Origin of the sequence: Streptosporangium sp. NPDC006013, from assembly GCF_040614275.1 — a bacterium.
Taxonomy (GTDB): domain Bacteria; phylum Actinomycetota; class Actinomycetes; order Streptosporangiales; family Streptosporangiaceae; genus Streptosporangium.
Genome location: NZ_JBEXUE010000026.1, coordinates 28,572 through 42,238, shown reverse-complemented (window position 1 = coordinate 42,238; position 13,667 = coordinate 28,572). Strand labels below are relative to the sequence as shown.

Annotated in this window: 12 protein-coding genes and 1 pseudogene; 8 read left to right on the top strand and 5 right to left on the bottom strand. The window is 68.2% G+C overall.

Features of this window, described 5'->3' with window-relative positions:
* Positions 1-464: 464 nt before the first annotated feature.
* Entirely contained in the window at positions 465-1,103 is a 639-nt protein-coding gene (locus ABZ260_RS06800; protein ID WP_355613753.1) for a TetR/AcrR family transcriptional regulator, read from the bottom strand.
* Between the two features lie 117 nt (positions 1,104-1,220).
* Between ABZ260_RS06800 and ABZ260_RS06795 the strand changes: the two genes are divergently transcribed.
* The 5 genes from ABZ260_RS06795 to ABZ260_RS06775 all read left to right on the top strand — a co-directional run bounded on the left by ABZ260_RS06795 (position 1,221) and on the right by ABZ260_RS06775 (position 8,283).
* Complete coding sequence (locus ABZ260_RS06795) at positions 1,221-2,516, top strand: MFS transporter (protein WP_355613751.1); 1,296 nt, start codon at positions 1,221-1,223, stop codon at positions 2,514-2,516.
* Positions 2,513-3,898, top strand: coding sequence for a DUF3089 domain-containing protein (locus ABZ260_RS06790; RefSeq protein WP_355613749.1), 1,386 nt, complete (start codon positions 2,513-2,515; stop codon positions 3,896-3,898). The genes ABZ260_RS06795 and ABZ260_RS06790 overlap by 4 nt, the downstream gene beginning before the upstream one ends.
* A 16-nt stretch (positions 3,899-3,914) precedes the next feature.
* Positions 3,915-5,342: an amidase gene (locus tag ABZ260_RS06785; RefSeq protein WP_355613747.1), complete on the top strand. Its 1,428-nt coding sequence runs from the start codon at positions 3,915-3,917 to the stop codon at positions 5,340-5,342.
* Positions 5,343-5,438: 96 nt separating this feature from the next.
* Positions 5,439-6,338 (top strand): proline iminopeptidase-family hydrolase, encoded by a 900-nt coding sequence (locus tag ABZ260_RS06780; RefSeq protein ID WP_355613745.1) that lies wholly within the window; start codon positions 5,439-5,441, stop codon positions 6,336-6,338.
* Between the two features lie 1,378 nt (positions 6,339-7,716).
* Positions 7,717-8,283 carry a DUF6461 domain-containing protein gene (locus tag ABZ260_RS06775; RefSeq protein ID WP_355613743.1) on the top strand — a complete coding sequence of 189 codons (567 nt, stop codon included), beginning with the start codon at positions 7,717-7,719 and terminating at the stop codon, positions 8,281-8,283.
* A 160-nt stretch (positions 8,284-8,443) separates the two neighbouring features.
* Here the strand turns inward: ABZ260_RS06775 and ABZ260_RS06770 are convergent, their stop codons facing one another.
* Both ABZ260_RS06770 and ABZ260_RS06765 read right to left on the bottom strand, forming a co-directional pair.
* Positions 8,444-9,046, bottom strand: coding sequence for a hypothetical protein (locus tag ABZ260_RS06770; protein ID WP_355613741.1), 603 nt, complete (start codon positions 9,044-9,046; stop codon positions 8,444-8,446).
* Between the two features lie 227 nt (positions 9,047-9,273).
* Positions 9,274-9,462 carry a hypothetical protein gene (locus tag ABZ260_RS06765; protein WP_355613739.1) on the bottom strand — a complete coding sequence of 63 codons (189 nt, stop codon included), beginning with the start codon at positions 9,460-9,462 and terminating at the stop codon, positions 9,274-9,276.
* A 201-nt stretch (positions 9,463-9,663) separates the two neighbouring features.
* Here ABZ260_RS06765 and ABZ260_RS06760 point away from each other — a divergent pair, with 201 nt between their 5' ends.
* Both ABZ260_RS06760 and ABZ260_RS06755 read left to right on the top strand, forming a co-directional pair.
* On the top strand, positions 9,664-10,401 hold the full coding sequence (locus ABZ260_RS06760) for a cyclase family protein (protein WP_355613737.1): 738 nt from the start codon (positions 9,664-9,666) through the stop codon (positions 10,399-10,401).
* A 177-nt stretch (positions 10,402-10,578) separates the two neighbouring features.
* The gene (locus tag ABZ260_RS06755; protein ID WP_355613735.1) at positions 10,579-10,923 is read left to right on the top strand and encodes a sensory rhodopsin transducer; all 345 of its coding nucleotides are present in this window, start codon (positions 10,579-10,581) and stop codon (positions 10,921-10,923) included.
* Here ABZ260_RS06755 and ABZ260_RS06750 read toward each other — a convergent pair.
* Both ABZ260_RS06750 and ABZ260_RS06745 read right to left on the bottom strand, forming a co-directional pair.
* Positions 10,920-11,078, bottom strand: a pseudogene (locus tag ABZ260_RS06750) (aldehyde dehydrogenase family protein); the annotation flags it as partial. The gene ABZ260_RS06755 and the pseudogene ABZ260_RS06750 overlap by 4 nt on opposite strands.
* 45 nt (positions 11,079-11,123) lie before the next feature.
* Positions 11,124-12,302: a cytochrome P450 gene (locus ABZ260_RS06745; RefSeq protein WP_355613733.1), complete on the bottom strand. Its 1,179-nt coding sequence runs from the start codon at positions 12,300-12,302 to the stop codon at positions 11,124-11,126.
* Between the two features lie 943 nt (positions 12,303-13,245).
* Here ABZ260_RS06745 and ABZ260_RS06740 point away from each other — a divergent pair.
* Positions 13,246-13,377 (top strand): hypothetical protein, encoded by a 132-nt coding sequence (locus ABZ260_RS06740; protein WP_350927639.1) that lies wholly within the window; start codon positions 13,246-13,248, stop codon positions 13,375-13,377.
* Positions 13,378-13,667: the final 290 nt, after the last annotated feature.

Below are 13,667 nucleotides of genomic sequence, written 5' to 3'. Positions count from 1 at the left end.
CTCGATCCAACCCCCGGCGAGGCCCGTGTCAACGCCCTCACGCCCCGGCGATCTCACGCCCGGTTACGCGCAGAACTTCTGGATAGGCGCTTAGCATGGAGCCGGATCACCTCAGATCCGCAGCCCACCGGCTCCGCGCGGATCCGCTTCATCCACAGCCTGTGGGTGGCGAGCGAGGTGGCCCCAGGCCCGACAGCGGCTCCAGCCGTGGCGGGTGAGCGGCTCGATGTGGTGTGCGGATCTATCCTGAACCGGTTATCGGGTTCCATGCGGGTGCCGCGGATGCCGGCGCGTCGTGATGAGCATGCATGAGCAACTGATCAAGCCGATGTCGCGCGCCGAAGCGCCGGAAGGGTTGGGCGAGGTGTCGCCGGGGAGGCTCGCGTTCACCTACCAGGCCCTGCCGGACATCCGGCCGGTCAAGCATCTGCTCGACGACGGTCAGGTGATCATCCGCAGTCACATCACGACGAGGGCGCGAGTGCCAGATCCCGCTCGAGCGTCGCGACATAGGCCTCGACGCATGCCACGAAGTCGACGGCCTCCGGGTCGAGCAGCCACTGGTTGGCCATGCCGTCGAGGGTGCCGAGGATCTCGACGGCCTTGAGCGCCGGATCGACGTCCGCGCGAAGCTCACCGCGCCGCTGACCGGCCTCGATGAGCTCGACGACGCTCACCCGGAGGGCTCGGTAGTGCTCCACGAAGAAGTCGTGGGCCGGGCCGTCGTCCTCGAAGTTCTCGGCCAGCAGTACGGCGAAGAGCTTGATCAGGTCGGGTTCGCGGGCGCTGCGGTGCGCGAGGGCGATGATCTCGCGGATGCCCGCGAGTCCGCCCTGCTCGGCGACGTCACGAGCGAAGGCTTGACTGAGCTTCGCGCGCTGCTCGATCACGGCGTGCAGGAGGCCTACTTTCGTGCCGAAATGGTACAGCACCCCTGGCTCGGTGATCCCTACCTGCGAGGCGACCTCGGTCATCCCGGTTCCGCGATAGCCACTGCTCGCGAACAGGGTGAGCGCCACGTCCACGATCTGCTCGCGTCGCCGCACGCCGCGAGGCGACGGCGAGACCTGTCGATCGCTCTCGGGTGCCGGTTTCGGGGCCACGGGGCGATCATACGCCAAAGTTAGTGGTCTGTCAGTTTCGGTCTAGTCAAACTTACTGAGCTGTTAGTAAGGTTCGTCCTCATCGATTAGGGCACCACCGCAGAAGGCGGTTCAGAGATGGCAACGAACGCTGACGACCAGATCACGACGGCGGCGGATCCCACCCCGCCCTCCAGTCCCCCGGCAGCGAGCACCGGCTTCATCGCAGCCTTCGTGGCCGCCGTGCTCGGCGTCGCCGTCGCGACCCTCACTCCCCTCTCCGTGACCCTCGCGATCCGCATCAAGCAGATCGATCCGGACAATGCGGCGGGCAGTCTCTCCCTCGTGCTCGGCGTCGCGGCGGTCGTCGCCCTGCTGTCGGGCCCGTTCTTCGGTCAGCTCAGCGACCGGACCACCTCCCGCTGGGGTATGCGCCGCCCCTGGCTGCTGGGCGGACTGGTCGTCGGTCTGGCCGGGCTCTGCCTCCTCGCGACCGCGGCGACGATCCCGGTGATGCTGGTCGGCTGGTGCATCACCCAGGCCGGGTTCAGCGCCCTCAACGCAGCCCTCGCCGCCCTGCTGATCGACCACGTCCCCGATCTCCAGCGCGGCAAGGTCTCCGGGCTCGTCGGCATGTGCCAGGCGGTCGGCGTGGTCGCCGGTGTCTTCCTCGTGCAGTCCGTCGGCAGCTCGGTCGCGCTCATGTTCCTCTTCCCCGGCGCGCTGGCAGCAGCAACCGTGATCGTCCTGGCCGTGGTGCTGCGCGATCGTCGCCTCGACTCCGCGGACCGCCTGCGCTACGACCTGCGCGCCTTCGCCCGCAGCTTCTGGGTCGACCCAATCCGTCACCGCAACTTCGCCTGGGCCTGGCTCGGCCGGTTCCTCATGATGACCGGCTTCGCGATCCTGCAGACCTATCAGGTGTACTACCTCTCCGATCAGCTCGGCGTCGAGACAGCGCAGATCCCCTCGCTCATCCTGCAGTCGACGCTCGTGCTCACCGCGACCGTGGTCGTCAGCTCGATCGGCTGCGGATGGCTGTCCGACCGGCTCCGCCGCCGGAAGGTGTTCGTGCTCGGCTCGGCCGCCGTGTACGGCGTGGCCATGATCGTCATCGCCACGGCCGGCAGTTGGGGCACGTTCCTCATCGGCATGGTCATCGGCGGACTCGCGCTCGGCGCGTACCTAGCGGTCGACCTCGCGCTCGTGGCCCAGGTCCTCCCGAACGGAGGAGCGACCGCCGCGAAGGACCTCGGCGTCTTCAACATCGCCAACGCGGTCCCGCAGATGGTGGCACCGGCGATCGCCCCGATCTTCCTGGCCATCGGGACCGGCACGGGCTCCGGAGGCAACTACACGTCACTCTTCATCGGCGCGGCCGCCTTCAGCATGCTCGGGGCGCTCGCGATCCAGCCGATCCGAGGCGTCCGATGAGCGCGGGCGCACGCACGCCCGGATCACGGACGGGGCTCCGAGGGCGAGTCGCCTCGGCGCTGTCTCTGCTCACCCTCCTCGGCGCCGGCATCGTCCCGGCACCCGCAGCGGCCTCGGCGAACTCGTCCGCATCGAGCTCCGCCGCGCTGCCGCTGGCGAGCACCGTCTGGTTGTGCCGACCCGGGGTCGCTGCGAACCCCTGCAACCAGGACCTCTCCGGCAACCCGCAGCGCGGCACCGCCGGGACGCCGTTCACACAGCGATACCTCGGCAGCGGCCACGACGTGACGCTCGACGCGACGACGATCACCACCGCAGGAGCCGTCTCCGTCGAGCCCTTCACCGCCCCCGCCGTACCTGCGATGGACTGCTTCTCTGTCTACCCGACGGTGGACCTGACGCCGAACCCTCTCCTGCAGCTTGGATCACTTCCGCCGGTCGCGAACGACACGCACCTCGCGGTCACACTCACACAGGTGGCTCGCTTCTCCAGGTTGTGCCGCATGTTCGTGCCCGTCTATCGGCAAGCGCCCCTACTGAACCTGGCCGCCGGCGTGTTGACCGGCACTTCCACCGATTACTCCACCGGGGCGATGGACATCGCGAACGCCTGGACCGATTACTGGGACCATTTCAACACCGACCCCGTCACGCACGAGCGTCGAGGCGTGATCCTACTTGGGCACTCCCAGGGCTCCGCCGACCTGATCACCCTGCTGCAGCAGCGCTTCGACGGCGACACGGCGGAACGCGAGCAGCTCGTCGCGGCCTACCTGCTGGGCGGGAACGTGCAGGTCGCCAACGAACCTGGTGCCGCGCCCGCACCCGATCCCGCCTCGACCTTCCAGGATCTACCGTCCTGCGAGCGCAGTTCGACGAGCGCACCGATGCCCACCGGTTGTATCGTCGCCTACTCGAGCTACGCGAGCCCGGATGGCCAGGCACCAGCGCCCGACGCGCTCTTCGGCCGCAACACCGCCCCGGACCATCGCATCCTTTGCGTGAACCCTGCCGCCCTCCTCGCCGGCTCTGCCTCGGATGCCGCTCTGCCACTGGACGCCTACCTGCCGACGAACCGGCTCCTCGAGGGCACCGTCGTGCTGCCGAACGGGCACCTCTCGCTGGTGCTCTCCGGCTTCACACTGCAGAACCGGCCAACCGGCTTCGTCCGCTACCCGGACACGCTCACCGGGCAGTGCCGGGTGCAGTCGGACGGCTCGGGTACGGCGAGCTGGCTGCAGGTCACCGGCGGCGCCGCCCTCTTCCCCCCTGGCAGCAGCACCTCGGGGCTCGGGCTGCACGTGGTCGACTACAACGTCGCCCTCGGCGATCTGACGCAGCTCGCCGCACAGCAGTCGCAGCGCTGGACGGCCACCCAATGACGAACGGAACTCAACGATGACCGCCCTCCACGAACTGACCGCCGTCGAGCAGTGCGCAGCCCTGGCCGATCGCACGATCAGCGCCGTCGAGCTCGCAGAGCACTACCTCGATCGCATCGATCGCCTGGCCGGCCCGCTCGGCGCCTTCGTCGTCACGACGCCGGAGCTCGCACTCCGGGAGGCCGCCGAAGCGGACCGGCTGCTCGCCGACGGACCACGACCGGATCGGCCGCTCCTCGGACTGCCGATCGCCTTCAAGGATCTGCAGCCGATCGCCGGAGTCCCCGTGACGAACGGGAGCATGGCGATCCCGACGCAGACGGCCGACATCGATGCGGCGGCCGTCGGTCTCATCCGCGCGGCGGGCTCGGTGACGCTCGGGACGACACACGCTCCGGAGTTCGGTATCCCCTGCTACACCGAGACCGCCGTCGTCGGCCGTGCGGCGGTGACCCCGTACGACCTCGGCCGTTCCGCGAGCGGGTCGAGCGGCGGTGCGGCGAGCGCAGTCGCAGCCGGGCTCGTGCCCGTGGGACACGGCAGCGACGGTGCGGGTTCCATCCGCACCCCGGCGGCCGTCTGCGGACTCGTCGGGATCAAGCCCGGGCGAGGAGTCGTGAGCGCCGCCCCCGCCCATTCCTTCTTCGCCTTCAGTACCGATGGCCCGCTCGCTAGGACGGTCGCCGACGCCGCGCTGCTGCTCGACGTCATGGCGGTCGAGCACACGACCGGCCTCCACGAGGTGCCGCAGCGCGCCGGGCGATCGTTCCTCGCTGCGACCGCGCAGCCACCGCGCAGGTCCTTGAAAGTCGCCGTCTGGACGGACAGCGGTCTCGACGAGCCGCACCCCGAGACCGTGCTCGCCGTCGAGCGAACCGCCGCGTTGCTCGACGAACTCGGTCACGAGCTCATCGAGGTCGCGAACCCGGCGCCATGGGACCCGTCCGGCGTGGACGCACTCTTCGACTACATCGCCGGCGTCGTGTCGAGCATGCTCACCGGGCTGCCGCCGTCGGCCACCTCGGCGCTGCAGGAGGACACCCGCTGGATGCTCGAGCGTGGCGACCGCCTGTCCGCTGCCGACTTCGTGCGGTCCATCACGGCCCTCGCGGCGCTCTCAAGCAGCCTCATCGCCGGACTGCGTCCGTTCGACCTCGCGCTCACCCCGGTGTCGAACGGACCGGCGGTACCCCTCGGCTACTTCCACACAGGTGGTTCCGAGCCGGCCGTGCTGCGCATGCTGCGGTGGTCGGCGTACACACCGCTGCAGAACACGAGCGGGCTGTCGGCCGTCTCGCTGCCGATCCACGTCACGCCGGACGGCCTGCCGGTCGGCGTGCAGCTCACGGGTGCACGCCACGGCGACGAACGGCTGCTCCTCGGCCTGGCCGCCCGGCTCGAGGAGGCGATCGGCTGGCCTGAGCGGCACCCGCCGCAGTGGTGAGACCGATGCCGGGCCTACGTGGCCGAACTGTCGGCGGAGGACGGCAGCACGCAGACGACACACATCGACCGGAGCACAGGAAGCGAAAGGATGGGCATGGTCTACGCCGAGCCTACGGAAGTGGGCTTCATCGAGGTCGGGGAGCAGCGGAGCTGGTATCGCGTCACGGGCTCCGTCGGCGACCGACCGCCGCTGGTCACGCTCCATGGCGGCCCGGGCGCGACGCACGACTATCTGCTCTCGCTCACCGAGCTCGCCGGGCCGGGCCGGGCCGTCGTGCACTACGACCAGCTGGGTAACGGGCGGTCGACGCGTCTGCCCGGCGCCGATCCTGGCTCGTGGACGGTGCAACGCTTCCTCGACGAGCTCGACGCGCTGCTCAACGGGCTCTGCATCGCGGAGGACTATGTGCTGTTCGGGCAGTCCTGGGGCGGGATGCTGGCCGCGGAGCACGCCGTACGACGGCCGGCCGGACTCCGAGGGCTGATCCTCGCTAACTCGCCGGCGTCGATGCGGCTGTGGTCGGACGCCGCGGCCGAGCTCCGAGCGGCGTTGCCCGCCGATGTCCAGGCCGCACTGCTCCGGCACGAGGCCGCGGGCACAACCGATCGCGAGGAGTACGTCGAGGCGATGCGGGTGTTCTACCGGCGCCACGTGTGCCGGCTGGATCCCTGGCCGGAGGAACTCGAAGCCACACTGGCGGCGATCGACGCCGACCCGACCGTCTATCACACCATGAACGGACCGGCTGAGTTCCACGTGATCGGCTCGCTGCGAAACTGGAGCATCGTCGATCGCCTCCCCGCCATCGCCGCTCCCACTCTCGTGATCAGCGGTCGTCACGACGAGGCGACTCCGGCGACCGTCCGGCCCTTCGCCGAACGGATCCGCGATTCGCGCTGGGTGGTGTTCGAGGAGTCCAGCCACATGCCGCACATCGAGGAGCCGGCGCGTTTCCGCTCGGTGGTCGAGGAGTTCCTCGACGGGCTGCACTGAGCAGAACCGGCTCATCGGCGTGTACAAGATCCAGTACGGGCGGCATCTGGCCGACCCCGCGCACGCGGGAGTCGCAGCCGGCGTAGGACCTCGCGGGGGCAGAGACGTCAGAAGCGCGGCGAGGAAGGCACGATCCTCCGGAGCGAACTTCACCCTGGTGTCCGCGCCGAGTCGCCGTTCAAGAGCGGTGACCTGGTGGCGCAGGGCAAGGATCTGGGCGTCCTTCTCCCTATCCCCCATCGGCAGCAACCGCAGCGCGGCAAAGGCGTTCGTGACGGTCAGACAGAGCAGGCGAAAGAGCACAAGTGAGCATCCTGCCGCGATCGGCCCCCTTCCAGAGCCCGAAGCGGACACAAGCCTGGAGGAGCCGGGCAAGCTGGATGACCTGCGCGGATGACATTATCGGCAGGCACAAGGGATGAGAGGGTTCAACGGTAATGAATTCGTGCGTACTCATCTCGCACGTGTTGGCAAGCAGTAACGGATGAATGTGTCCTGCAATTCTCGTAGGCGGCCGTGGCCGGCACACAGACATCGCCGCTCACGGTGACCCCCCATCCGTGCCGGCACTTTCGGTATTCGATGGTGCCCTCGATGCAAACGCTACGCGGGATGTCCGTGTCATCACGAGTGCGACATGCCTGATAAACAGGCTCGGAATCTCCGCAGATCGCTCCACCTCCACGATAGACGCACGCCGTGTACACGGCGGAATTCTCGCACTGCAGCAATGTCTTCCGAACAGATCGGCATGTTGAATACGTCTCCGCCACCGGCTCCGCCGCCTCGGCGCACGTGTTCGACCAGAGCCCGACGACATCGGCGGCCACGCAGTCCGCTATGAAGGCTTCCCGCTCAAGTCGTCGGGGCTTCCCGCTCGCGCAGACGTCGTGCTCGGCTGCGGGGGCCTCGCAGGGTTTTCTGTGTGACGCGGTCGGCGAGGGGGTGACGTCCTCGCCTCGGCGGCCACCATGCTCGGAGCTGCCGGAGACGTCCTTGGGGGTCCCGTTCGTTTGAACGTGCACAGTGAACAGGGCCCCTGCGACTATCAGAATGATCGCCACACTGGCGCGATAACGCATCCTCATCTTGGCTCACCGTCTCAGAACAACCCGCGAAGGATCAAGCGGGACTATACGTCAATGGACCACACCTCCAGGGCGCCTTCACGCCTATCCCCCCGTCCTCCCTCATGCACTTCTCCCTGACATTGACCCCACGACCGGGGTACTTCATCCGGAAGTCATCCCATTGTTTATTCATTGCGTCCATGTCCGGATCTCAGGGCCCCGGCGCTGACAGCGCATGGACAACGAGCGAAGTTGTCGGCCCCCTCTGCCATGATCACCGCGATACGGCTTCCACGGAAGGCAGATGAATGGGCGGCGCCACGGCAGCGACCTATGAATGGCTCTGTGAGAAGTTCAGTGACGACACCGACGAGACCTGGCTCTGCGCCGGCTTCGTGCGGGCCCTGTCCCCTCGGGAAGCACTGCGGCGGATCCACGTCACCCCGGGCTCTCTGAGCGAGTCGGGACAGGGCGTCGCAGCCTACGCGGCCAGCGGCGGAACCGTCCTGATCGAATACGGCTGGGCGAGAACCGTCTACGACAAGGCCCATCTGCTGTCCGCGGGTACGACCGCGGCCTCGGTGTTCATGACCATCAACAACGACGGCTTCACCTACTGCGTCGACCGCCGGCAGATCACCACGTTCAGCTTGTACGCCTATTCCTTGAGGAGGGGGTCCGACCCCGACCGCCTCCATGCGGATGTCGAGGACCTCGGCGTGGACATCGACGGTGACCAGATCGACTTCTCCGACGATCCCGTCTGCAGCGCTCTGGCCCTTGCCGAACGTGCCACGGGTGTCCACCTGTCTTCTGCCCGTTTCACCGGTCCGGCTCTGATCGGATCCACCGACCATATCTATCCCTACCGCTGACACCCTTGGCTCATGAAGATCCGGAACATGCGCGGAACGATCCCGGCCCGTCATACCCGATGCGGCGCGAAACTTCAGGTCACGGCACCACACACCGCATAGGAAGCCCTCCTCTTTTAATTCGTTAGGAGTTGGGCCCAAGCCGGCTGGCCAAAGACCGCTAACACCGTTTGGGCAGCAGTTCACCCACTGGCGCGACGGTGTGCGTCCCGCCCCCCGTGCAACGCCATACAGCGATCTCGTTCTCCAGTTCGGCGCACAGGCCCCGGTCGTGCACCGGGCAGGCGGGCCACATCTTCCAGGTCGCCTCCACGACCACCTCCTGGGTGGCGTCGGCCACGTACCGGAGCACCCATTGGGCGTCCCCTCCGGGCCCGAGGCCGTTGCCATGGCAGATGCCCTGGAACTCCACCCATGCCATGCCCATGGTGTCCCAGTCGGGCAGGACCATCCGAAGCGTCCCGGTGATCCCCGCGGCGCGGACGTCACGCTCCACGACCTTCAGCGCCTCCTCCAGCGGCACCAGCAGGCCCGGTTCCAGGGCGAAGGTCGGCCCGAAGCCCATCTCGTCGAGAAGGGCCTCGCCCAGCCGGGCCAGGTCGGCGTCCGTCAACTCGACGGCGGGGCGTTCGAGGAGTTCCCGCGTGACGGGAGTGGGCACGTCCCACTCCTCCGTCAGGCGGGCCAGCTCGACGAGGGGCTCGGCGTCGAGACCACCGTCGCGCAACGCCGTGTAGATGCGCGACGGCCTGGTCGAGCTCATCGGCCTGCCCGTAGGGATGCATGCCGCAGTGTCTCCTGCCCCCCGAATCCCGGCAAGCGAGATTTCCCCCATCATCCGCGGCCAGCGCCATCGTCACCGCGCCGTGCCGCAGGTCGTGCAGCCGCACCGGCGGTAGCCCGCTCTCTTGTACCAGATTATGGAACCGGTAGGTCAGATAGTCCGGCGCCACCGGGCTGCCGTCCTGGCGAGTGAAGATGAGTGCCGTATCATCCCCGGCCTGGCCACAGCGCCCGTCGGTCACACTCGTGGCGGCGCAGGAACCGGACCGTCTGCGGATCCAGCGCGACCGTGCGCCTGCCGGCCGCGCTCTTGGGCGGGAACGGCACCAGCCTCCCGCCGACGTGCACCAGTTGCTGGGCCACGGAGAGTTCGGCCGTCTCCAGGCTGAGATCCACCCAGCGCGGCCCGCCACCACAGCGGGAACATGGGATCCTCTCGGACGCCGTCCAGGAAGGCCACCAGCTGCGGGATCGTCCAGACCGCCACCGTGGGCCTCTCGCCGGTGGCCTTTCCAGGCCGCCACGCGCCGCTTGGTCCACACCTGCGCCTTCGGACGTGATGCGGCCGGCAGCCTCACAGCGCGGGCGGGATTGCTGTTGATCAGCCCTTCCCAGACGGCCTCGTTCAGCGCGGCCCGCAGCGTGGCGCGGATCCGCTCCAGCGACGCCGCCGATAGGGATCTGCCGTACCGGTTCCGGTGTCCGGCCAGCGCGGTGAACATGCGCCGTACATCGCGCAGGGACAGCTCCGACAGCCTGATCCGCCCCAGCGCCGGGACCAACGGCGTACCGGTCAGTTGGTTCCAGGACGCCGGCGGCCTGGAGGTAGCTGAGGCCGGCATCACCGGTCGAGGCGTCTTGCTCGACATCGCCGCCCTGCACGGCCGACAGTGGCTGGACCCAGGTCACGCGATCGGTCGGGACGAGCTCGAGGCCGCCGAACGCAGCAGCGGCGTCAATGTGCGGACCGGCGACATCGTGCTGATCCGCACCGGCCAGTTCGCCCGCCGCGAGCAAGATGGACCGTGGGACTCGGCACAGGCAAAGGCAGGGCTCGACGTCGCCGCCATGCCCTGGTTCGCGGAGCGGGAAGTCTCAGCCCTCGGGTTCGACGGCGACGGCGATGTCGAGCCGTCCCGAGTCCCCAGCGTCGAAGCTCCGGTGCACGTCCTCGGCATCACAGCGATGGGCCTGCACTTCTTCGATGCGCTCGGTCTGGACGACCTGGCCTCAGCGTGTGCGATGCGTCGACGGTACGAGTTCCTGTTCACCGCGGCCCCGATCAGGCTCACAGGGGCCACTGGATGCCTGATCAACCCCCTCGCCCTCTTCTGACCGTCGAGACGCCCCAGGAGCAAAACATGATCGACACTTGGAACTCCGCTCGCGCCCGCGCGACCTGGCCCAGCACGGCGCGTGTCTGATGACCGAGCTAACTCACACCTGGGTGTTCCCGGACTGCTGGCGGCCACCGATCGGTGATCCGGGCCCCCCGGACACGAGGCATTGTGCGTGCTCAATCGGACCGACGAAGACGCCCAACTCGCCGTCGACGTGTTCTTCACCGATCGGCCACCCGTCACCGTTGAGGGCCTTGTATGTGGCGCCGGTCGGGTCAGGCACTTCCGGCTCGACGACCCGTTGGACATGGAAGGTTTTGAGATCCCTGTCGGCACCGACTACGGGATCGTCGTCAGGGCCTCGGCAGCCGTCTCTCTCCAATACACGCGAGTCGACACCCGCAGCACCGCCCTTACGCTCATGACCACCGCCGGCCAGCCAGTTGCAGCCCTCGACGCCTGTGCCGTGCCAAAATTTGCGCACCGGCTCCAACCTGGCGCTTCACAAGATCCCTAGGCTGCTCTGCGGTACTCGTTCATCAACCCTCCGGCATCTCGTCGGCGCTGAAGCGGGCTGAAGGCCTCCTCGCGCCACAGTCGCATGACCGGCGAGACCTCCGTGATCACGGTCGGCGGGTAGTACCAGCCAGGCCCCGGCAGCGATTTTCCGCCGCTTGCGAGCCGACGACATGATCGGCGACACCGCCTTCCGTGACGTCACGCCGGATGAGGAACGATCTCCAGGCCCACGGGGCCGTTGATCATGAACGACGGCATGCGGGCGGGCTGCTCCCCGGGGTGGGCGAGGGCGAGGTCCGGCAGGCGCTCGAACAGCGTGGTCAGGGCGACTTCCGCCTCCAGACGCGCGAGATGCGCGCCGAGGCAGAAGTGGGGTCCATGGCCGAACGCGAGGTGCTCCTTGCTTGTCCGTGTGGGGTCGAAGTGGTCCGGGCGGTCCGGGTGGAGTTCCGGATCGCGCCCGGCGGCGGCGAAGCCGATGATGATCGGGTCACCCTTACCGATGACGACGCCCTCGCCGAGATCGATGTCCTCGACGGCGTAACGCAGCGGAAGGTGCATGACCGGGCCCTCGGCACGCAGCGTCTCCTCAATGACGTCCTCCCAGCTGATGCCTCCCTCGCGGATCCGGGTGAGGTTCTCGGGGTGGGTGAGCAGGGCCTGGACGGCGCTGGTGATGAGGTTGACGGCGGTTTCGTAGCCCGCGCCGATCGTGACGAAGAGGGTGGCGAGCAGCACGGGTTCCGGCATCGGCTCCTCGTCGGGCTCGGACGACAGGAGCAGGTCGCTGGTCAGGTCGGCGGCCGGATGCTCCCTCTTGTACCGCACAAACTCGGTGAACCGGTTGTGGAGTTCGGCCTGGGCGGCCAGCGCCCGCTCCGGGTCGGCCGACCAATCCGTAGTGGCGTCGATCGCGGTGCCGAGCTTCTCGCGCAGGTGGTCCGGAACGCCGAACAGGTCGGTGATGACGGTCATGGTCAGCGGCAGTGCCAGGGCCTGCCGCACGTCGGCCGTCGCCCCAGGCGGCAGGGCGGCGAGCGCCTCGACCAGGCGGTCCGCGGTCGCCTGGACGTGCGGACGCATCCGCTCGACCCGCCGCGGCGAGAACGACGGGGCGATGCGGCGCCGGGACCTACGGTGTTCCTCGCCGTAGGCGTTGAGGAAGCTCTGATTCAGGACGCCCGTGGCCAGCGGCCAGCCCTCGGGCACGTCGGCCAGACCGGGCCAGTGCCGGTGGGGATCACGCGAGACGCGCGGGTCACCGGTCAACGCCTGAATGACGCTGTGCCGAGTGACCGACCAGGCGTAGACGGGCCCCGGAAGCTCGACGAGCACCGCCGGCGCCTGAGCGCGTAACGCGGCAGCCTCCGCGTGCATCGCACGGGCCATGGGATCGAGAACCGGACACCTGGAAACGGACGAGGACGACATATGGTGCTCTTCTCGCTGGAAAGTGCACAGAGGCTTCCGCCGACTCCGCGGCCCTCCGGTTCGGGTGGGAGCCAGATGGTACCGCCGCCGCGCCATGCCTAACCAGGCCAAAAGCGGCAGGGCGTGAAGAGGCAGCACTGCCTGCGGCCCCGTGGGAAGAGAGGGACTGATAGGGCTCGTTTGGCGATCGAACCGTGCCGTCGACGTCTCCGGCCTGACCGACAGGGTGGAGGCATCCCGAACACTCACCAGCTGAACCGATCCGGCTTTCATGGAGGCTCTGATGTTCCTCCTGACGCACGGCTGAGCGAACCGCGCCGCGTGCGGCGGGCCGACCACCGACGATCACCGGGCGGACGGAATGTTCCCCGGCGTCAGGGGCGGACCGGTCCGTCGCGTGCGCGCCCAGATGACGGCGGTGATCGCAACAAGCAGGACGCAGGGAATGAGCATCACGATCGCCCCTGCCCCCGCCGAGCGATCGGAGCCCGCGAGGGGGTCGGCGTGCGTGACGATCCCTATAAGGATCGATCGCACACTCACGGTGGGGAGACTCGGCGTGAGTATGGCCCGTGAACACGGCCACGGCGGTTCCCTCGAAACCGGGGCGATTCAGTTCCGGCCGTAAGCGAGCGAAAAGAAGAGTTAAGCGACCTATAAGACTCGCGGGCTACCGTCGCCGGGGTCCTCGTCCTGGCATGTCATCACGATCCAAGCGGTACCCGGCCCTTATGCGCCGATGAGTCCGCGCTCGGATCTGACAGCCGGGGGGAGATGCTCGTTGAGCAGCGAGCCACTGATCGCATCGCAGACTCCCACCGGCCGGACCGGCGGGATGAAGGCCGCCGCGGTACCCGCGGTGTCTTCCATGAACGAAAGGACACCTCTTATGGAACTCGACATCAAGGCCCTGGACCTGCTCCCCGCCGCCGCGGAAAGCAGCCTGTATCCGTGTGGTCGCATCACCTGCCTGGATTACCTTTCCTGCGCCACCTTCACCTGCGGATCCACCGCCTTCTAACCCTTGTCTCCCGGCGACCGGCCGCGGCGTCTCGCCTGCCGGTGCGCGCTGAAGACCGCGCCTGCGGCGGGGGTGACCACCTCGCCGCAGGCGTCCCGCCCTCACCTGTTCGGAACTCCTATCACGAGGCCTGATCCAGTGATTCGCCGGATCAGGGACCCGTGCCGGGCGATGGCGAATAATGCTCAAAGGCCCTGTGTCTGCTCGGTGGTTGCTCGCGTGTACGCGGTGCGGCGCGCCGCGCGCCGTCATCGCCCGGCATTGCGGCGGGTACGACGGCGGAAGACGGC